Raw genomic sequence first — 19,260 nt, 5'->3', positions numbered from 1 at the left:
GAAGACGATCATGCTGGTTCCTCTGCGAGCCGCGCGAGCAGTGCCTTCAGTGCGAGCGCGCGATGGCTGTGGGTGTTCTTCACGGCCGGCTCGAGTTCGGCCGCCGTCGCGCCGAGCGACGGCAGGTGGAAATACGGGTCGTAGCCGAATCCGTGCTCGCCGCGCGGCGTGTCGACGATCTCGCCCACCCAGCGACCTTCGGCGAACAGCGGCTCGGGATCGTCTGCGTGGCGCACCAGCGCGAGCACGCAGCAATAGTATGCGCGCCGGTCGTCGACGCCGCGCAGCTGCTCGACGAGGTATGCATTGTTCGCCGCGTCGCCCTTGCCGCCGCCCGCGCGTTGCGCGTAGCGCGCCGAATAGACGCCCGGTGCGCCGCGCAGCGCGCGCACGCACAGGCCCGAATCGTCGGCGATTGCCGGCAGGCCGGTGAGCCGCGACGCGTGCCGCGCTTTCGTCAGCGCATTCTCGATGAACGTGCCGAACGGTTCTTCCGCCTCGGGCACGGCCAGGTCGCCCTGCGGCACGATCTCGATGCCGACCGTCGAGAACAGCGCGGTGAATTCGCGCAGCTTGCCGGCGTTGTTCGACGCGAGCACGATGCGCGACAGCGGCGCGAGGGTGCGATCGTCAGACATGGCCGGCGCCCAGCACGTCCTTCTGCAACTGCACGAGCTGGCCGATCCCGCATTGGGCGAGGTCGAGCAGCGCGTTCATCTCGGCGCGCGAGAACGGCACGCCTTCGGCGGTGCCCTGGACTTCGACGAAGCCGCCGGCGCCCGTCATCACGACGTTCATGTCGGTGTCGCACTGCGAATCTTCGGCGTAGTCGAGATCTAGCACGGGCGAGCCTTCGTACACGCCGACCGAGATCGCGGCGACGTGGTCGGTGATCGGCGAGCGCGCGAGCTTGCCGGCCGCGATCAACTTCGACACGGCGTCGTGCGCGGCGACGAAGGCGCCGGTGATGCTCGCCGTGCGTGTGCCGCCGTCGGCCTGGATCACGTCGCAGTCGATGTGGATCGTGCGCGGGCCGAGCGCCTCGAGATCGAACACCGCGCGCAGCGCGCGGCCGATCAGGCGCTGAATTTCCTGCGTACGGCCCGTCTGTTTGCCGCGCGCTGCTTCGCGGTCGCTGCGCGTGTTCGTCGCGCGCGGCAGCATCCCGTATTCGGCCGTCAGCCAGCCCTGGCCGCGATCGCGCAGGAATTCGGGCACGCGTTCGGCGACGCTCGCGGTGCAGATCACCTTGGTATCGCCGAATTCGACGAGTACCGAGCCTTCGGCGTGTTTCGTGTAGTGGCGCGTGAGGGCGACCTTGCGCAGTTCGTCGGCGCGGCGGCCGCTCGGGCGGGACAGGGAAGACGTCATGGGGGAATCGTGGACGGAAGAGGAAACCCCGATTTTAGCGCCGAACGGCAGGCGTGCCCGGCGGGGTGGGGCGCAAAAATGGGATAATGCGCGCTTCCCGCCCCGCGCCTTGCAATGCGCCGGGCGCCTCGACATATCCCCGCCCGAAAAGGGCACCCAGACGGCGAGACGAACCATGATCTACAGCATGACGGGCTATGCGAGCGCGACGCGCGAACTCGCGACGGCCACCGGCAACGGCGGCACCAGCGTGTCGGTCGAACTGCGCACCGTGAACTCGCGCTTCCTCGACCTGAACTTCCGCATGCCGGACGACGTGCGCGCGTGCGAACCCGCGCTGCGCGAAATGCTGATGAACAAGCTGTCGCGCGGCAAGGTCGACGTGCGCATCAACCTGCAGCGCGGCGAGCAGAGCATCGGCGCGGGCGCGCTGAACCAGTCGGCGCTCGGCCAGCTTGCCGAACTCGAGCGCTCGGTGCTCGATGCGTTTCCGGGTGTCGGCCGCCTGCGCGCGGGCGAGATCCTGCGCTGGCCGGGCGTGCTCGCCGAAAGCGGCGTGTCGGCGGAAGCGATCCGTGACGCGGTGCTCGCATGCGGCAAGGAAGCGATCGGTGAACTCGTCGTCGTACGTTCGCGCGAAGGCGCGCAGCTGGCGACGATGCTGCTGTCGAACGTCACCGAGATGGAAGCCATCGTCGCGCGCATCACGCCGCTCGTGCCGGAGCTGATCGCGAAGCATCAGCAGAAGATCGTCGAGCGACTGCAGGAAGCGCTCGGCCTCGCGGCGCCCGAAGGCAGCGCGGCGATCGTCACGCGCGAGGAAGCCGCGGAACGCATTCGTCAGGAAGTGACGATGTACGGCATCCGGATCGACATCGCGGAAGAGCTGTCGCGACTCACCGCGCACCTGAACGAAACGCGTCACGTGATCGAGAAGGGCGGCCGCGTCGGCAAGCGTCTCGACTTCATGATGCAGGAACTGAATCGCGAAGCAAACACGCTCGGCTCGAAGGCGGCGGCGAAGGAACTGGCCGACGCATCGATGGCGCTCAAGCTGTTGATCGAACAGATGCGCGAGCAAGTGCAAAACCTGGAGTAAAGCAACATGACCGAATCCCACCACGGCCACGCGTCGCATGCGCTGCACGGCGGCGTCTATCCCGGCAACCTGTTCATGGTCATCGCGCCGTCGGGCGCCGGCAAGTCGACGCTCGTGAACGCGCTGCTGTCGAAGGACAGCGACATCTGCCTGTCGATTTCGTACACGACGCGCAAGCCGCGCCCGGGCGAGCAGGACGGTCAGCACTACCACTTCACGACCGTCGAGGACTTCCGCGTGCGCCACGCCGCGCACGAATTCCTCGAAAGCGCGGAAGTGCACGGCAACTACTACGGCACGTCGCGCGTCTGGATCGAGGAGCAGATGGCGATCGGTCACGACGTGCTGCTCGAGATCGACTGGCAGGGCGCGCAGCAGGTGAAGAAGCAGTTCCGCAACGCGGTCGGCATCTTCATTCTGCCGCCGTCGCTCGATGCGCTCGAGGAGCGCCTGAAGAAGCGCGGGCAGGACGAGCCGAACGTGATCACGCGACGCCTGCTCGCCGCGGGCAGCGAGATGGCGCACGCGTCCGAAGCGGAATACGTCGTGATCAACGAGAATTTCGATCGTGCGCTGGCCGAGCTCGAATGCATCGTCGCGGCGACGCGCCTGCGCTTTGCTTCGCAGTACGCGCGACATGCCGAGCTGTTCATCGAACTCGGCATCCATTTGCCCCACGCGGAATGACGCGGGGGTAGAGGGACATAAGGTAGAATAGGGACTATATTCAGAAGGAATTACCAACATGGCTCGCATTACCGTCGAAGACTGCCTGAAGCAAATCCCCAACCGCTTCGAACTGGCGCTCGCCGCCACCTACCGCGCGCGGCAGCTCGCGCAAGGCCATACGCCGAAGATCGAGAGCCGCGACAAGCCGACCGTCGTCGCGCTGCGCGAGATCGCTGCCGGCCAGGTTGGCGTCGAGATGCTGAAGAAGGTGCCGGTGTAACGCGCATCCGGCCCGTTCCAGCCATGTAGTTCACGCGCGCAACGACTCGACCTGGAGGCGAATATGAGCACCACCCCATCGTCCGCCTCCGCGGATTCGACCACCGAAGCCACGGCCCAGTCGCCTGCGCGCCAGTATATCGACGCGGTCCTCGAACAGTCCTTCCGGCATCTGTTCGGGCCGACCGCCACTCCGGAGCAGCCGCGCAAGCATGGCGTCGTTTCGATTGCGAAACTGACGGCCGCGCTTGCCGAGTATCTCGGTCCGGATGAAATCAAAGAGGTCAAGGCGGCGTTCCACTTCGGCGACGAAGCCCACCTCGGTCAATATCGCCAGAGCGGCGAACCCTACATCACCCATCCCGTCGCCGTCGCGGAAATCTGCGCCGGCTGGAAGCTCGACGCGCAAGCCGTGATGGCAGCGCTGCTGCACGACGTGATGGAAGACCAGGGCGTAACCAAGAGCGAGCTGGCCGAACGGTTCGGCCCGAAGGTCGCCGAACTGGTCGACGGCCTGTCGAAGCTCGACAAGATGGAGTTCCGCAGCCGCGAGGAAGCGCAGGCGGAAAACTTCCGCAAGATGCTGCTCGCGATGGCGCGCGACGTGCGCGTCATCCTCGTCAAGCTCGCCGACCGTCTGCACAACATGCGCACGCTCGGCGCGGTGCCGATGGAAAAGCGCCGCCGCGTCGCCCGCGAGACGCTCGACATCTATGCGCCGATCGCGCACCGCCTCGGGTTGAACAACACGTATCGCGAACTGCAGGACATGAGCTTCGCGAACTTCAACCCGCATCGCTACGCGACGCTCGAGAAGGCTGTGAAGGCCGCGCGCGGCAACCGCCGCGAAGTGATCAGCAAGATCCTCGAGGCCGCTCAGCGCGCGATGGGCGATGCGAAGCTCGACGCCGAGATCACCGGCCGCGAAAAGACGATCTACAGCATCTATCGCAAGATGCGCGACAAGCAGCTGTCGTTCTCGCAGGTGCTCGACGTGTACGGTTTTCGCGTCGTCGTCGAGAGCCCGCTCGACTGCTACACGTGCATCGGCGCGCTGCACGCGCTGTACAAGCCCGTGCCCGGGAAGTTCAAGGACTACATCGCGATCCCGAAGATCAACGGCTATCAGTCGCTGCACACGACGCTCGTCGGCCCGTTCGGCGCGCCGATCGAGTTCCAGGTGCGCACGCGCAAGATGCACGAGATCGCCGAGGCCGGCGTGGCCGCGCACTGGCTGTACAAGAACGGCGGCGCGGATCTGAACGACGTGCAGAAGCGCGCGCACCAGTGGCTGAAGTCGCTGCTCGACATCCAGAGCGAAGCCGGCGATTCGAGCGAATTCCTCGAGCACGTGAAGATCGACCTGTTCCCGGACGCGGTCTATGTGTTCACGCCGAAGTCGAAGATCATGGCGCTGCCGCGCGGCGCCACGGCGCTCGATTTCGCGTATTCGATCCACAGCGATCTCGGCAACCAGTGCGTGGCCGTGAAGATCAACAACGAGTTGCTGCCGCTGCGTACCGAGCTGAAGAGCGGCGACATCGTCGAGGTGATCACCGCGCCGTATTCGAAGCCGAACCCCGCGTGGCTCGGTTTCGTCCGTACCGGCAAGGCGCGTTCGGCGATTCGTCACTACCTGAAGACGATGCGCCTGAACGAGTCGGTGCAGCTCGGCGAGCGGCTCGTCGACCAGAGCCTGAAGGGTTACGGGCTCGCGCTGGCCGACGTGGGCCCCGAGGTGTGGGAGAAGCTCGTCCAGTGGACGGGCAACAAGAGCCGTCAGGAAATCTTCGCGGACATCGGCCTCGGCCGCCGCGTCGCCGCGGTGATGGCCAAGCGCATCGAGGTGCTGATGAGCGGCCGCGATGCGGACGACGATCTGCCGAGGTCCGAGCGGCATCCCGCGCACAATGCGCCGCCGGTCGTGATTACCGGCACCGAAGGGATGTCCGTGCAGCTGTCGGCATGCTGCCGGCCGATTCCGGGCGATGCGATCATGGGCTATATCGGTATCGGCCTCGGGATGGCGATTCATACGACCGATTGCCGGGTCGCGCAGCGCATCCATCGCCGCGATCCGGGCCGCTGGATCGACGTCGAATGGGCGCCGCAGCCGGGTCGTCTGTTCGACGTCGCGGTGAAGGCGCTCGTGAAGAACACGAAGGGCATCTTCGCACGTGTCGCGGCGGACATCACGTCGGCCGACGCGAACATCGTGCACATCGCGATGGATGAGGATCTGACGCACGAATCGACGGTGCTGCGCTTCGTGATCCAGGTCAGCGATCGCGTGCATCTCGCGAACGTGATGCGCCGCGTGCGGACCAATCCGGATGTGATGCGGATCATGCGCGAGCGTTCGACCGACGACAGCGTGCATGCGCGTCACGACGGCGGCATGCGTATCGAGCGCGAGCGGCAGGATTACTGACGCTGCGCGCTGGCTCGCGCGAATGAGACGGCGGCCACGGGCCGCCGCTTTCATTTGTGCTGCGGGTGAGGCGATGTTGTGCGGTGGCAACCGGGCTCGGGTCGAGCGGGGCGGTGGCTAAAGAAGAGGGAGCGGAAAAGAAAAAAGGGCCTTCCCGGAGGAAGGCCCTTCTGAGGTGGCGCGGCTGGCAGGATTCGAACCCACGACCCCTTGGTTCGTAGCCAAGTACTCTATCCAACTGAGCTACAGCCGCACGCAAAAACAAAACACTACAACTTCGAACTGAAAGGGCCTTCGGTTGGGAAGGCCCTCGAAAAAAGGTGGCGCGGCTGGCAGGATTCGAACCCACGACCCCTTGGTTCGTAGCCAAGTACTCTATCCAACTGAGCTACAGCCGCACGCAGAAGCGGAAGTATAGCAGGGTTGCATAAAAAGGGAAGCCTTATTCGCAAAAAATGTCGCACGATCTTGCGCGGCCGCCTTCGTGTACCCTTGAAGCATCAGTCATCCACGTGTTGAATCTGCATCATGAACAAGGCGTTTGTCAAAGAGTCGGACGGCGACGACGACGATCTCGACCCAAGTCAACCCGCGATTCCAGCGGGCACGAAGAACTACATCACCCCGGCCGGCCACAAGCGGCTCAGGGACGAACTCCTGAACCTGATCGACGTCGAGCGTCCCGAGGTCGTACGGCTGGTGTCGTGGGCCGCGTCGAACGGCGACCGGTCGGAAAACGGCGACTACATTTACGGCAAGCGGCGGTTGCGCGAGATCGACCGCCGGATCCGCTTCCTGACGAAGCGGCTCGATCTCGCCGAAGTCGTCGACGCGAGCCGGCAGGAGAACATCGACCAGGTGTTCTTCGGCGCGACCGTCGATTACGCGACGCCGGACGGCGAGGATCACACCGTTACCATCGTCGGGATCGACGAGGTCGATCTCGATCGCGGTTGTGTCAGCTGGATCTCGCCGGTCGCGCGGGCGCTCATCAAGGCGAAGATCGGCGATACCGTCACGCTGATGACGCCGGCCGGTCCCCAGCCGATCGACGTGCTCGACGTTCGCTACCCGGCATCGGGCAGCGCGTGAGCATGGAGCGGCGCATCCGCGCAGCGCTTCGCTGAAACGAACGAGCGCCCCGGGTGGGGCGCTTCGTCATGACGGTCCTGGCCGAACGGCCGGGGTCAAGCGCATCGCTCAGAAGCGGTGGCGCATGCCGGCCGTGACGGCGATCTGCTTGTTCGTGGACGACGCGGTGCCGAGCCCGTTGATGTTCGCGCCGATCGCCAGGCCGTCCGAATTGACCCGCTGGTATTCGCCCTGCAGATACAGGTCGGTGCGCTTCGACAGCGCATAGTCGGCCTGCAGGTTGAACTGGTGCCAGCTCGGCGTCTGGCCGTCGAGACGGCTGTCGGTGTACGTGTACGAGCCCGCGAGCGAGAACGCCGGCGTCAGCGCGTAGCGGCCGTTCACTTCGTAATTGTTGAAGCGCGTGCCGCCGGCGAGCGGGACGCCGCCCGACACGCCGGACTGCCCGGCGCTGATCCTGGCCGAATCGGTCAGGCGCGTCTGCGTGAACACGAAGCCGGCCGTCGCGGGCCCGAACGTGTAGTTGAGGCCCGCGCCCCAGGTGCGCTGGCGGCTGGCCGCGAACGTCCAGTCGCCGGCCACCGCGCCGGGGTCGCTGGCCGCGAGCGCCAGCGCGTTGATGTTGTTGTTCAATTGCATGTACGCGGCCGCGACGTTGAAGCCTAGATAGCTGTACGACGCGCCCACGCTGTACGCGCGGTTGTTCGAGAAATCGCTGGAATTCGAGAAGCCGTACAACGCGCCGAATTTCAGGCCGCCGTAGTTCGCGCTCTGGTACTTGACCGAGTTGTTGATCCGGAACGAGTTGTTCAGGTTGTCGTTGTCGAACGGGTGTGCAAACTGCGTGCCGCCGTACTGGGTGCCGGTCAGCGACAGCGGGCCGAGGAAATCGACGACGCTGTCGTACTGGCGGCCGAGCGTGAGCGAGCCGTAACTCTCATGCGCGAGCCCGACGAACGCCTGGCGGCCGAATTCGCGGCCATTCTGCTTCAGCGAGCCGTTGTTGATGCCGAAACCGTTTTCCAGCGTGAAGATCGCCTTCAGTCCGCCGCCGAGATCCTCGGTGCCGCGCAGGCCCCAGCGGCTGCCGTTGATCGAGCCGCTCGTCTCCTGCCAGGCGCTGTGACCGCCCTGGTTGTTCGTATAGGTAATGCCGGCATCGATCAGGCCGTACAGCGTGACGCTGCTTTGCGCATGGGCGCCAGTGGCATACACGCCCGCCAATGCGGCGACGATCAGGGTCTTTTTCATGATCTGTCTCCAAACAGGATGATGTCGATCGAACCTGCTGCGGGCATCGGCGGCGTCGCAGGTCGGCGACGCCGTGCGCGTGGGGGCGCGGCACCCTCGTTGGATATCAATTTGCAGTGTACGGATCGGTCAGGGCGCAAAGGAAAACTGCTTCCCGCAATACTGTATTTTGAATTTCGCAAGAATGAGCGTATGCGCCGAGAGCCCCGGCCATCAAGACTTTGCGGCAGCGCAGCAGGCGGAAAAGGTGATCAGGACTGCGTATCGGGTGTCGCGGGCGTTGCGCGATCGCGACAGGCGATCAATGACGGGCGAGGGTAGGCCTAGCGCGATTATTGACACATCGGCAATAGAGGTTTGTGTGGAGCATGGATAATGAAAGCATGTTCTCTCGCTATACTGCGATCTCTGCTTTCCGAAGCAGACTTTTTCGTTGACGGAAAAGATCTCCAAACCTTTGTCGGCGCGACTTCCCAGTCGCGCTTTTTTTTCGCCCTTGTCTACCGATCCCTACTGCGGGTACGAGCGCCGCTTGCGCTTGCCTGTCGGCTGCGTGTCGTCAGCTTCGGCCTGCGGCGGCGTGTATGTCCAGTCTTCCATCACGTAGTGACGGGCATCCAGCGGTGACGCCAGCAGGTTCTGCCAATGATCGCCGTGCCAGGTCGGGTCGAACTCCGTGTCGCACGGCGCTTCGCGGGACTCGGCCAGCGCGCGGGACTTGCGGCGTACGCGTGTGAGCCGGCTCGCGAAGCGCTTGATTCCGTCCAGCCACATGACCTTCTCCTTCCATTGCCTTGCACTAGCATCGCAACGTCCCTCGTTCTTCGCAACCCGGAAAAAACCCGAGGAATTTACCGACTCGATTCGTCCCCGGTATGTTTTTCACGGTTTCGATTATTGGTGATCTGATCCCGGTAATAATGACAGGTTTTTGATGCAAATCAATTAATAAAAGACGATGGTGTGCCGATTCCAGTGGTATTGACGTTTTTTTGATAAAGAAAGCATTCAAAATTTCCTTGACGCACCCGGATTGTCCAATTTATAAAGTCAGCACTCCGTCCCCGGGCGGAGCGCTGGGGAGAGTATCGGCGCACCGTTGCGGGATTTCGGGAAGTGGCTATAAACAGTAGCTTTTTTGATCTAAACGAGTGGGGAACGAAGGTATGGATACCGGTATCGTAAAATGGTTTAACGATGCTAAAGGTTTCGGTTTTATTACGTCCGACAATGGCGGCGAAGATTTGTTTGCGCACTTTTCCGAAATCCGGATGGACGGCTTCAAAACGCTGAAGGAAAACCAGCGCGTTTCCTTTGAAGTGAAAGTCGGGCCGAAAGGCAAGCAGGCAGCGAATATCCAGGCGGTCTGACGCGCCACGCATTGCCGATCACGTCCGGCCCCCGCATCGCGGGGGCCTTTTGCTTTTTGGGGGCACGAAAACCGGTGGTCGGCGAATCGACGCCGGTTCGGACTGGTCGCGAACACGCCTGCCGGTGCATACTCACGAAAGCATCGTTTCCCCCTGTCTTTTCATGTCCGATTCTCGTCCGTCCGATCCCGCCTGCGAACAGCCGCTCGTCTTCGTCGACCTCGAAACCACCGGTGGCTCGCCCGCCGAGCACCGCATCACTGAAATCGGCGTGGTCGAAATCGGTCCGCTTGGCGCATCGACATGGACGACGGTGGTCAATCCGGGACAGTCGATTCCGCCGTTCATCCAGCAACTGACAGGCATTTCGGACGAGATGGTGCGCGACGCGCCGTCGTTCGCGTCGCTCGCGCCCGCGCTGTTCGAGCGACTCGATGGCAAGCTGTTCGTCGCGCATAACGCGAACTTCGACCGGGGCTTCCTGCGTGCCGAATTCGAGCGCGCCGGCATTGCGTTCAATCCGGACGTGCTGTGCACGGTGCGCCTGTCGCGCGCGCTCTTTCCGCGCGAGGCGCGGCACGGACTCGATGCGCTGATCGAGCGGCATGGCCTCGTTCCAGCCGCCCGACACCGGGCACTCGCGGATGCCGATCTGCTTTGGCAGTTCTGGCGGCAATTGCATGAGATCGTGCCGCTCGAGCGTCTGAGCGACCAGATTGCGCGTACGACGCGCCACTTCCGTCTCGCGGGTGGCATGACCGAAGCGTGGCTCGATACCGCGCCGGCCGGCTGCGGCGCGTACGCGTTGTTCGGGGAGGGCGACGCAGCACTGTATGTCGGCCGGAGCGTGCGCGTGCGGCAGCGTTTGCGCGCGCTGCTGACCGGCGAGCGGCGCTCGTCGAAGGAAATGCGGATTGCGCAGCAGGTCCGGCGTGTCGAATGGCGGGAGACCGGCAACGAACTGGGCGCAATGCTCGCCGAAGCGCAGTGGATCGCCCGCCTGCGTCCGTCGTACAACCGGCGTCCCGCAGCCGATAACGTCCGTGCGGGTAATGCGCCCTGGCCGTTCGACGGCGCGGTTGCGTTCGAGGCGATCGGCGAGCGCCGCCTGTTTCACGTGATCGACGGCTGGCGTTACCTCGGTGCGGCCGAGTCGCTCGACGCGGCCGTGCGGCTCGTGGCCGATGGCGCGGACGGCGCGTTCGAACCCCATACCCATCGTCTGCTGCAGACGCATCTCGCGCGCGGCCTGCAGCTGATTCCGCTCGCGGCACTCACGCCTGCCGACTGAGCACCGCGGGCTGCAGCGCGCAATGCAATGGCCGTCAGCCGATCGCGCTGGCGCCGCCGGCGGAGCAGACATGCGACAGCGCTGTGCTGAGCGCCTGCGTCTGGGTGGAGTCGTAGCGAGTGAGCGACTTCCAGTTCGCGATGCTGCGTGCGAGCCGCGCCTGGCAATCGGGTGCGTCGCGCAGCGGCGCGACTTGCGCGAGGCCCGTCAGCATCTTTTGCGTGAGCTGGTCGAGCGCCGGCCGCGTGCTGGTCGCGAGGTCGGGCGGCGCGCCTTCCGGCGGCCGCGTCGCGCGCCACTTTGCAAACAGCGCGTTCTGCACGTCCTTGCTCGCGGCGATCTGATCCTCGAAGAACGTGCGCGCGAACGCAGGATCCACGCCGGACTGTGCGGCGCGCTTCTCCACCGATGCGAGCAGCGCCGCTTCGCGCGGCCGGTCCTCGATCTCCTTGTGGTTCGCCCATTTCCATCGCGCGACGGGTTCGGCAAGCGCGAGCCGCTGCGACGCGAGCGCGACGAGATTGGTGAGAGCGGTGTCGTCGCCGTCGGCGCGTGCGATGTGCGGTGACGAAAAAAGGGCGGCGCCGAGCGCGGCGACAGCGACGCTGACACGAATGGCTTGTTTCATCGGAACGATCGGGAGAGGGGAGAGCCGGGCGGGCCGGAGGTGGAAAACCAGAAGGATAGACGAAGACAGTCGCGCGGCGAAACGACGCGACAGAAGAATCAGCGGACGAACTGATCCTGCACCGTCAGGCCGTTGCAGCCCGGGTGCGTAGCGATCTGCGCCGAAAACGCAGCGATGAACCGCACGATATCGATCGACACGTGGCGGTTACAGAACGGAACGTAGGTTCACTTCGGCGAGTACAGCTTGTGCTGCTCGTCGAAGAATGCCCGGACGTGCTCGGGCAATTCGGCGAGGAATTCCACGCCGACGGGTTCCGGATCCGGGCTCATCACTTGCTCGGGCGGGGGCATGCGGGTTGGTCTTTCGTCCATGGTCATTTCTCCAGCAGGTTCGATAATTATCAACCTCGCGCTTGGCTTTATGCCAGTGGCGAATCGTTAGATTTTGTCTCTGTTGTATTAACGGCACATGCGCTGCTGCGCGCCGTGCGATGCCGGCTATCACACCCCGCGCGGTCGGCAACAGTCGGGCCGCTTGCTATACTTGCGCGCACTTTTTCCTGGACCGCGATGAAACGAACGACGCGATGGATCGGCCTCGTATGGCTGGCGCTGGCGCTGGTACTGAACGTACTGTCGCCCGTCGTCGGCTACGCGCGTCTCGCATCGAGCGGTTCCGGCGCGCTCACGCTCGAGTTGTGCAGTGCGGCAGGCGCCCGCCAGGTCGTCCTCGCGCAGTCGGGCGACGACCGCGGCACGTCGTCGTTCGACCATGCCGGCGTGCCGCACTGCGTGTACTGCCCCGGCTTCGCGGCGAACGTCGCGCTCGGCACGAGCCTGCCCGCGTTGCCGGGTTTCGTGCGCGCGTTCGCGTATCGGGCGGCCGCCCCGGCCGTTCCCGATTTTCCCCGCAAGGGCATCCGTCTCGCGCAGCCGCGCGGTCCGCCTGAAAACGTCCCGATCTGATTGATATCGTCCGCGCGCCCCGGTGGCGCGCGTGCCGTCCGCGGCCCGGTCCGCGCGCCGCGCCGTCTGCGCGCGGCGCGTCGGCTCGCGTCCGGCGGTGTCCGGTCACGTTTTCAGGAATTCATCCATGTCGTTCACCTTCGCCGCGCGGCCGTCGCGCGGCCGGCTCGCGCTCGCCTGCGCGGCCGCCTTTGCCTGGCCGACCGCACAGGCGGCCCCGATCGATGGCGCATCGGCCGACCCGGTGCGCGGCGGCTCGGGCAACCCGGCCGGCCGTGCCGCACCGGTCGCCTCGGCGGGCGACACGTTGACCGCCGTCAACGTCACCGCCCAGCGGCAAGCCGTCGATCCGGATACGCCGGCCGTCGTCGAGTCGATCACGCGCGAGCAGATCGACGCGCACACCAACGTCACCACCGAGGACGCACTGAAGTACGCGCCCAACCTGATGGTTCGCAAGCGCTACATCGGCGACCGCAACAGCGTGTTCGCCGGCCGCGACTTCAATGAACTGCAGAGCGCGCGCGGGCTCGTGTACGCCGACGGCCTGCTGCTGTCGAACCTGCTCGGCTCGAGCTATGCGTACCCGCCGCGCTGGTCGCTGATCGCGCCCGACGATATCGCGCGCGTCGACGTGCTGTATGGCCCCTTTTCCGCGCTGTATCCCGGCAACGCGATCGGCTCGACCGTGCTGCTGACGACGCGGCGCCCCGACAAGCTCGAGGCGTCGCTGTCGACGCAGTTCTTCACGCAGCGCTATCACGACGGCTACGGGTTCGCGGACAGCTTCGGCGGAAATCACCAGACCGCGCGGATCGCGAACCGCGTCGGCAAATTCTGGTTCTCGCTGTCGCTCGATCGGCTGGAGAACGACGGTCAGCCGATGCAGTATGCGAGCCCCAATTCCGCCTACAACCCGCGGCTCGGTGCCGCGGTGCCCGTGACGGGTGCGGCAACCGACATCGGACCGAACGGCAAGCCGCGCAAGATCGTCGGCGCGCAGAACATCGAACGGACCGAGCAGCTCAACGAGACGGTCCGGATGGGTTATGCGTTCACGGACCGCCTCGACGCGACGCTGACGCTCGGGCACTGGGAAAACCATTACCGGCAGCACGGCGAAACCTTCCTGCGCGACGCGGCCGGCAATCCCGTCTACGGCGGCAACGTGTCGATCGGCGGCCAGAACATGACGGTCGCGCCGAGCGCGTTCGCGCCGCAACGCGGCGACCAGGAGAACTGGCTGTACGCGCTCGGGCTGAACGGCCGGCTCGATTCGGGCTGGCGGCTGTCGGGTGTGGTGTCCGCGTACGACGTGTCGCGCGACGTGCTGCGCGCGGCATCGACCGTGCAGGGCGGGGCGGGCACGCTGTTCCAGGGCGACGGCACGGGCTGGCGCACGTTCGACCTGAAGGCCGAGGCGCCGGAAATGAAGGGCCACACGTTCACGTTCGGCTATCACTACGACAACTATTTCCTGCGCAACGTCACGTACAACACGGCCGACTGGCTGGCCGGGCCGACCACGTCGCTCGCGAGCATCTACCAGGGCGACACGCGCACGCAGGCGCTGTTCGCGCAGGACGCGTGGCGTTTCGCGCCGGGCTGGCTCGCGACCCTCGGCTTGCGCTACGAGCGCTGGGATGCGTACGGCGGTGCGCTCGGCAACGCAAACGGCACGCTCGGTTACGCGGACCGCGGCGCGAATGCGTTGTCGCCGAAAGTCGCGCTGCAGTGGGACGCGACGGACGTATGGCGTTTCCGGCTGTCGTTCGCGACCGGCACGCGCTTCCCGACGGTCGGCGAACTGTTCCAGGGCACGATCTCGAACAACGCGATCGTCAACAACAACCCGAACCTGCGGCCGGAAAAGGCGATCGACTGGGACTTCACGGCCGAGCGCGATGTGGGCGTCGGCGTCGTGCGCGCGAGCGTGTTCCAGAGCGACCTGCGCGATTCGATCTACAGCCAGACGACGGTGTCGGGCGCGTCGACCGTCACCAACATCTCGAACGTCGATCGCGTGCGCGTACGCGGCGTCGAGCTCGGATTCAGCGGCCAGAACGTCGGGCTGCGCGGGCTCGACATCGACGCGAACGTATCGGCGAGCAATGCGCAGATCCTGGCCGACGCCGCGAATCCGGCGTACGTCGGCTCGCGCTTTCCGCGCATCCCGCGCATGCGCGCGAACCTGCTCGCGTCGTACCGCTTCGACGAACATTGGCTCGCGAGCGTCGGCGTCCGTTACTCGGGCCGCCAGTTCAACACGCTCGACAACAGCGACGTGAATCCGGACGTGTACGGCGGCACGAGCATCTTCACGGTCGTCGACCTGAAGGCGCGTTACCGGTTCGATCGTCACTGGACCGCGTCGGTCGGCATCGACAACCTGACGGACCGCCGCTATTACGTGTTCCACCCGTATCCGGGCCGCACTTTCTTCGGAGAACTGAAATGGTTGATGTGAAATCGTTCGCGGCAGGCTGCGCGTTGTGGCTCGCGGCGCTGTCGCCCGCCGGCGCACACGACGCACCCAGAGCCGCCGATTCGCATGCGGCGCACATGAGCATGCAGGCCGCACCGGTGCAACAGAAGCAGCCGCTCGCGACCGGCGCGGCGTTCGACGCGCGGCACCGGCTGTGGGTCGCATGGGTCGACGGCGCGCACGTCGTCGTCGCGCACTCGGACGACGCGGGCCGCACGCTGTCCGCGCCCGTGACCGTCAACGCGATGCCCGAGCCGATCTACACGAGTGCGGAGAATCGCTCGAAGACTGCGACGAGCCCGGACGGTCGCGCGGTGTACGTGTCATGGTCGATGCCGCTCGATGCGCCGTACACAGGCATGGTGCGCTTTTCGCGTTCGCTCGATGGCGGCGTGACCTGGAGCGTACCGGTCACCGTGCATCGCGACCGGCAGGCGATCACGCACCGCTTCGACATGATGGCCGTCGATTCGGCCGGCAACATCGCGATCGCGTGGATCGACAAGCGCGACCTCGTCGCGGCGAAGGCGGCGGGGCAGGCGTACGACGGCGCGGCCGTCTACTACGCGGTGTCGCGCGACGGCGGCGCGTCGTTCGAGCCCGAGCGCAAGGTGACCGACCACACGTGCGAATGCTGCCGCATCGCGATGGCGATCGATCCGGCCGGACACATCGAAGCCGTGTGGCGCAACGTGTTCCCGGGGCAGATCCGCGACCATGCGCTCGCGGTATTGCCCGTGTCGGCGTCGGCGCCCGTCCTGCCGGAGCGTGCGACGTTCTCGAACTGGCATGTCGAGGCCTGTCCCGAGCACGGGCCGGCGCTCGCGATCACACCGGACGGCACGCGCCATCTTGCGTGGTTCGGCGTCGTCGACGGCCGCGCCGACGTGTTTTATTCGCGCATCGGCGCCGATGGCCGGCCGCGCGGCACGCCCTGGGCGTTCGGCGCGAATCCGGCGGTGCCGGCCGAGCAGGCATCGCATGCGGCGCTCGTCGCGCGCGGTGATGTCGTCTGGCTCGCATGGAAGGCGTTCGACGGCGACACGATGCAGATCAAGCTGCGCCGCTCGGACGATCGCGGCGAGCACTGGTCGGCGCAGTGCGCGATCGCGTCGACGTCGGGCGCGAGCGACAACCCGCAACTGCTCGACGATGCGGGCCGTATCTACCTGTCGTGGCGTACGCGTAACGACGGCTACCGGCTGATTCCCGTGGAGGGTGCGCAATGAAACGGCTGATGGTGTTGATCGGTGCGGTGCTTGCGAGCTTGCCCGCTTGGGCCGGCGAACTGCAACCGCTGCGTGCGGCCGAGGTCGCGAAGGTGTACGCGACGGCGCATGAACGGCCGCTCGCGGTCGAGATCTGGTCGCTCGATTGCGGATACTGCCGCGAGAACGCCGCGCATCTCGTCGCGTGGCAGCGCTGGCATCCGGACGTGCAACTCGCGATGGTCTCGATGGACGCGTACGACGACAACGGTGCGGCAATTGCGCAGGCGCTCGCGCAAATGAACCTGCCGCCGCAGGTCGCACAGTATGCGAACGCGGAGCCGATGCCCGAGCGTCTGCGGGCGGCGCTCGATGCGGGATGGCGGGGAGAAATGCCGCGAACCGTGGGGATTGGACGCGATGGCGCACGTGAAGCGCGCAGCGGATTGCTGACGACCGACGTGCTCGACGGCTGGTTGCAGCGCGGCAAGCACCGCTGAAACGGACGGCGGCGCGCGCGGGATGCCGCGCGCCGCTTCAATGCAAGAACGAAAACGCGCCCGAAGGCGCGCGAGAAGATCGTCAGGCCGCGCGCCTGAACAGCCGGATCACGAACAGCAGGATCACGGCGCCGATGACCGCGACGATCACCGAGCCGATGAAGCCGCTGCCGATGCTGATGCCGAGCAGCCCGGCCAGCCAGCCGCCGATCACCGCGCCGACGATGCCGACGATGATGTCGACGATCAGGCCGAACCCGCCGCCCTTGACGAGCAAGCCAGCCAGCCAGCCGGCAATCGCGCCGATGATGAGCCACATAATCAAGCCATGAGTCATGGTGATCCTCTCCTTAAGTTGAGTCGAAATGACCGGACGTCGGCTGTTTCGCCGCAAGCTGTATGAAGGCGACATGCGACCTGCCGCGCCGCCCACGCAATGTAACGCGATAGACGGGTCGGAATCGTTAAGTAATGTTATGCACCCTTAACGGGTTTTTCCAGATGATTCGTCCGTCTGTGAAATATATCTGTAAGGAATGGCGGTGGCAGCACGGTGGTGCGTCATGCGTCATCGTCCGTGCGTCGGTGCCGGTGCGTCCGTTTCGGGCAGGCCGTCGCCGGCATCGGCAATCAGGCGGGTAACGGTCGCCGCATCGCCGATCGCCTCGATCGCCAGCAGTGCGAAGCGGGCGAGAAAGAGCGACGCATCGGTTTCGCCGATGCGGGTCATCGTGCGGCACAGGTCGGTGTATAGGATGTCGCGTTCGGTGTCGGTCATCATGTGTTCTCCTGAAGATCGGCTGACGTGTGCGGGTGAAGCGCGCGTTCGAGTGCGGCGGTCAGGTCGGCGGCGCGTGCATCGTGCCAGCGGCCGAGCACGTGTCCGTCCGGACGCACGAGATAGACGGTGCCGTCGCGCGCACCGTACAGGTCGAACAGCCGGCCGTCGGCATCGTAGCCGACGCACCCCGGCTGTTGCGGTGCCGCGTGCCGCGCGAGCGTGACCGGCGCGAACGGTATGCCGGCGTCGCGCAGGTGTCGCTCGAGATCGGCGAACGACGGATCGGGCGCACCGTCGCGCGTGAAGCGGAGCGCGGTGAAACGCGGGCCGACGAGATCGGTCAGGTGGCCGCGCCGCGCGCCGTCGGCGTTGCCGATGTCGCTCGACGCATGCAGCATCAGCGGACATTCCGCGAGTACCATGCCGGGCGCCGGCCCGGCCGAAAACGTATCGCGCTCGTCCGCATTGAGCGGCGACGCCGTATAAGCGATGGCCGACGTCTGGCGCGGATTGATCAGCGAACGCAACGCCGGATGGCGGACTGCGAGCGTCAGCACGGCCTTGCGCATCAGGTCGAACGCGAACGACGGCGGCGCCATGAACTCGGTGCTCTTGGTGCCGTAGCGCAGGTTCTCGTGCGTCGCGAACACGCGTTCGTCCGAATAGCTGTCGAGCAGCGCGTCCGACGCGAGGCCGCGAATGACGTACGCCAGTTTCCACGCGACATTGTCGGCGTCGTCGATGCCCGAATTCGCGCCGCGCACGCCGAAGATCGGCACGAGGTGCGCGGCGTCGCCGCAGAACAGCACGCGGCCGTGCCGGTAGCGTTCGAGCGTCAGTGCGTTCGCCTTGTAGATCGTGATCCAGATCGGCGACCAGTCGCCGCGCTCGCCCATCATGTCGAGCAGGTTCTGCACGCGCGGGATCACGTTCTCGGGTTTCACCGCCGCTTCGGGATCCTCGTCGTCGCGCAACTGGTAGTCGATCCGCCATACGTTGTCGGGCTGCTTGTGCACGAGCACCGTCGAGCCGGGGTTCGATGCCGGGTCGAAGTATGCGAGCCGCTCGGTCGGCCGATCGCTGTCGAGCGCGATGTCGACGATCACGTAGCGGCCTTCATAGCTTGTGCCCTGCAGCGACAGGCCGAGCGCATCGCGCATCGTGCTGCGCCCGCCATCGCTCGCGACGACCCAGTCGGCATCGAGTGCGTAGCCGCCGAGCGGCGTGTCGACGTCGAGGCGCACGCCGTCCGGGTGCCGCGTGACACCCGCGACCTTCGCCTGCCAGCGGATCTCGATGAGTTCGGGGCGGCGCAGCGCGGCATCGAGCAGGAACTGCTCGATGTGATACTGCGCGAGGTTCACCATCGGCGGCAGCTTCTGGTTCTCGTCCTGCGGCATCGTGAAATGCAGCACTTCGTCGCGACGATAGAAGCTGCGTCCGCCGCTCCACGGCAGTCCGACGCGCATGAAGCTGTCGAGCGCGCCGAGCCGCTCGATGATCTCGAGGCTGCGTCGCGAGATGCAGATCGCGCGGCTGCCGTGACAGACCGAATCGTCGGCTTCCAGCGGCACGCTGCGGATGCCGTGATTGGCAAGGCCGAGTGCGACGGCGAGGCCCACCGGCCCGCCGCCGACGATCGCGACGTGGTGCCGCTGCGTATCGACACCGTCGCTGCGGGGCGGCAGGTGCGCGCGATGGCGCGCGGCGACGAACGGATATGGCTTGAATTCGATGCCCATCGTTGGCTTCCAGGTTGCACTGATCGGACGCGCACGCTCGACGACGCGATGCGTGCGGGCAGTTGGATGCAGTATGGAAGCCGTGCCGGACGCCG

At 65.7% G+C, this 19,260-nt stretch carries 20 protein-coding genes and 2 tRNA genes; 11 read left to right on the top strand and 11 right to left on the bottom strand.

All coding sequences use genetic code 11. From position 1 onward, the window contains the following. Positions 1 to 8 precede the first annotated feature (8 nt). Positions 9 to 638, bottom strand: a complete 630-nt coding sequence (rdgB, locus tag DIE23_RS17460; protein WP_124613279.1) for an RdgB/HAM1 family non-canonical purine NTP pyrophosphatase — start codon at positions 636 to 638, stop codon at positions 9 to 11. Continuing rightward, positions 631 to 1,371: a ribonuclease PH gene (gene rph / locus DIE23_RS17455; protein ID WP_124613278.1), complete on the bottom strand. Its 741-nt coding sequence runs from the start codon at positions 1,369 to 1,371 to the stop codon at positions 631 to 633. Before rph ends, rdgB begins: the two co-directional genes overlap by 8 nt. Positions 1,372 to 1,546: 175 nt before the next feature. Between rph and DIE23_RS17450 the strand changes: the two genes are divergently transcribed. The 4 genes from DIE23_RS17450 (at position 1,547) to DIE23_RS17435 (ending at position 5,849) form a co-directional block, all read left to right on the top strand. After that, positions 1,547 to 2,470 carry a YicC/YloC family endoribonuclease gene (locus DIE23_RS17450; RefSeq protein WP_057928524.1) on the top strand — a complete coding sequence of 308 codons (924 nt, stop codon included), beginning with the start codon at positions 1,547 to 1,549 and terminating at the stop codon, positions 2,468 to 2,470. Between the two features lie 6 nt (positions 2,471 to 2,476). Continuing rightward, positions 2,477 to 3,157, top strand: coding sequence for a guanylate kinase (gene gmk, locus DIE23_RS17445; RefSeq protein ID WP_124613277.1), 681 nt, complete (start codon positions 2,477 to 2,479; stop codon positions 3,155 to 3,157). Positions 3,158 to 3,215: 58 nt separating this feature from the next. Further along, the gene (gene rpoZ, locus DIE23_RS17440; protein ID WP_006025620.1) at positions 3,216 to 3,419 is read left to right on the top strand and encodes a DNA-directed RNA polymerase subunit omega; all 204 of its coding nucleotides are present in this window, start codon (positions 3,216 to 3,218) and stop codon (positions 3,417 to 3,419) included. A gap of 63 nt (positions 3,420 to 3,482) precedes the next feature. Further along, positions 3,483 to 5,849: a bifunctional (p)ppGpp synthetase/guanosine-3',5'-bis(diphosphate) 3'-pyrophosphohydrolase gene (locus DIE23_RS17435; RefSeq protein WP_124613276.1), complete on the top strand. Its 2,367-nt coding sequence runs from the start codon at positions 3,483 to 3,485 to the stop codon at positions 5,847 to 5,849. Positions 5,850 to 6,025: 176 nt separating this feature from the next. Here the strand turns inward: DIE23_RS17435 and DIE23_RS17430 are convergent. Then, positions 6,026 to 6,102: transfer RNA gene (locus tag DIE23_RS17430), tRNA-Arg, on the bottom strand. A gap of 68 nt (positions 6,103 to 6,170) precedes the next feature. Continuing rightward, positions 6,171 to 6,247, bottom strand: a tRNA-Arg gene (locus DIE23_RS17425). Between the two features lie 130 nt (positions 6,248 to 6,377). On the opposite strand from DIE23_RS17425, the gene greB reads away from it, so the two are divergent. Then, on the top strand, positions 6,378 to 6,941 hold the full coding sequence (gene greB, locus DIE23_RS17420) for a transcription elongation factor GreB (protein WP_124613275.1): 564 nt from the start codon (positions 6,378 to 6,380) through the stop codon (positions 6,939 to 6,941). 108 nt (positions 6,942 to 7,049) lie between these two features. Here greB and DIE23_RS17415 read toward each other — a convergent pair whose 3' ends face one another. Both DIE23_RS17415 and DIE23_RS17410 read right to left on the bottom strand, forming a co-directional pair. Beyond that, positions 7,050 to 8,192 carry a porin gene (locus tag DIE23_RS17415; RefSeq protein WP_124613274.1) on the bottom strand — a complete coding sequence of 381 codons (1,143 nt, stop codon included), beginning with the start codon at positions 8,190 to 8,192 and terminating at the stop codon, positions 7,050 to 7,052. Positions 8,193 to 8,702: 510 nt separating this feature from the next. Beyond that, complete coding sequence (locus DIE23_RS17410; protein WP_124613273.1) at positions 8,703 to 8,966, bottom strand: hypothetical protein; 264 nt, start codon at positions 8,964 to 8,966, stop codon at positions 8,703 to 8,705. Between the two features lie 392 nt (positions 8,967 to 9,358). Here DIE23_RS17410 and DIE23_RS17405 point away from each other — a divergent pair, with 392 nt between their 5' ends. Together DIE23_RS17405 and DIE23_RS17400 are read left to right on the top strand one after the other, a co-directional pair. After that, positions 9,359 to 9,562: a cold-shock protein gene (locus DIE23_RS17405; protein WP_027783827.1), complete on the top strand. Its 204-nt coding sequence runs from the start codon at positions 9,359 to 9,361 to the stop codon at positions 9,560 to 9,562. A gap of 163 nt (positions 9,563 to 9,725) precedes the next feature. Next, on the top strand, positions 9,726 to 10,853 hold the full coding sequence (locus DIE23_RS17400; protein ID WP_124613272.1) for an exonuclease domain-containing protein: 1,128 nt from the start codon (positions 9,726 to 9,728) through the stop codon (positions 10,851 to 10,853). Between the two features lie 34 nt (positions 10,854 to 10,887). On the opposite strand, the gene DIE23_RS17395 is transcribed toward DIE23_RS17400, so the two are convergent. After that, the gene (locus tag DIE23_RS17395) at positions 10,888 to 11,481 is read right to left on the bottom strand and encodes a chorismate mutase (protein ID WP_124613271.1); all 594 of its coding nucleotides are present in this window, start codon (positions 11,479 to 11,481) and stop codon (positions 10,888 to 10,890) included. 227 nt (positions 11,482 to 11,708) lie between these two features. After that, positions 11,709 to 11,855, bottom strand: a complete 147-nt coding sequence (locus tag DIE23_RS39580) for a hypothetical protein (protein WP_009690993.1) — start codon at positions 11,853 to 11,855, stop codon at positions 11,709 to 11,711. A 198-nt stretch (positions 11,856 to 12,053) separates the two neighbouring features. Here DIE23_RS39580 and DIE23_RS17390 point away from each other — a divergent pair, with 198 nt between their 5' ends. The 4 genes from DIE23_RS17390 (at position 12,054) to DIE23_RS17375 (ending at position 16,642) form a co-directional block, all read left to right on the top strand. After that, positions 12,054 to 12,449 carry a DUF2946 domain-containing protein gene (locus tag DIE23_RS17390; RefSeq protein ID WP_124613270.1) on the top strand — a complete coding sequence of 132 codons (396 nt, stop codon included), beginning with the start codon at positions 12,054 to 12,056 and terminating at the stop codon, positions 12,447 to 12,449. Between the two features lie 127 nt (positions 12,450 to 12,576). Continuing rightward, positions 12,577 to 14,916: a TonB-dependent receptor gene (locus tag DIE23_RS17385; RefSeq protein ID WP_124613269.1), complete on the top strand. Its 2,340-nt coding sequence runs from the start codon at positions 12,577 to 12,579 to the stop codon at positions 14,914 to 14,916. Continuing rightward, on the top strand, positions 14,904 to 16,163 hold the full coding sequence (locus tag DIE23_RS17380; protein WP_124613268.1) for a sialidase family protein: 1,260 nt from the start codon (positions 14,904 to 14,906) through the stop codon (positions 16,161 to 16,163). Before DIE23_RS17385 ends, DIE23_RS17380 begins: the two co-directional genes overlap by 13 nt. Beyond that, complete coding sequence (locus DIE23_RS17375) at positions 16,160 to 16,642, top strand: TlpA family protein disulfide reductase (RefSeq protein ID WP_124613267.1); 483 nt, start codon at positions 16,160 to 16,162, stop codon at positions 16,640 to 16,642. The genes DIE23_RS17380 and DIE23_RS17375 overlap by 4 nt, the downstream gene beginning before the upstream one ends. A gap of 82 nt (positions 16,643 to 16,724) precedes the next feature. On the opposite strand, the gene DIE23_RS17370 is transcribed toward DIE23_RS17375, so the two are convergent. The 3 genes from DIE23_RS17370 to DIE23_RS17360 all read right to left on the bottom strand — a co-directional run bounded on the left by DIE23_RS17370 (position 16,725) and on the right by DIE23_RS17360 (position 19,165). After that, entirely contained in the window at positions 16,725 to 16,979 is a 255-nt protein-coding gene (locus DIE23_RS17370; protein WP_006476609.1) for a GlsB/YeaQ/YmgE family stress response membrane protein, read from the bottom strand. A gap of 231 nt (positions 16,980 to 17,210) precedes the next feature. Next, positions 17,211 to 17,423, bottom strand: coding sequence for a hypothetical protein (locus DIE23_RS17365; protein ID WP_124613266.1), 213 nt, complete (start codon positions 17,421 to 17,423; stop codon positions 17,211 to 17,213). Beyond that, positions 17,420 to 19,165: an FAD-dependent oxidoreductase gene (locus DIE23_RS17360; protein ID WP_124613265.1), complete on the bottom strand. Its 1,746-nt coding sequence runs from the start codon at positions 19,163 to 19,165 to the stop codon at positions 17,420 to 17,422. The genes DIE23_RS17365 and DIE23_RS17360 overlap by 4 nt, the downstream gene beginning before the upstream one ends. Positions 19,166 to 19,260 lie beyond the last annotated feature (95 nt).

It is taken from the genome of Burkholderia sp. Bp9143, assembly GCF_003853645.1.
GTDB lineage: Bacteria > Pseudomonadota > Gammaproteobacteria > Burkholderiales > Burkholderiaceae > Burkholderia.
This window is presented reverse-complemented; position numbering and strand designations above follow the sequence as displayed.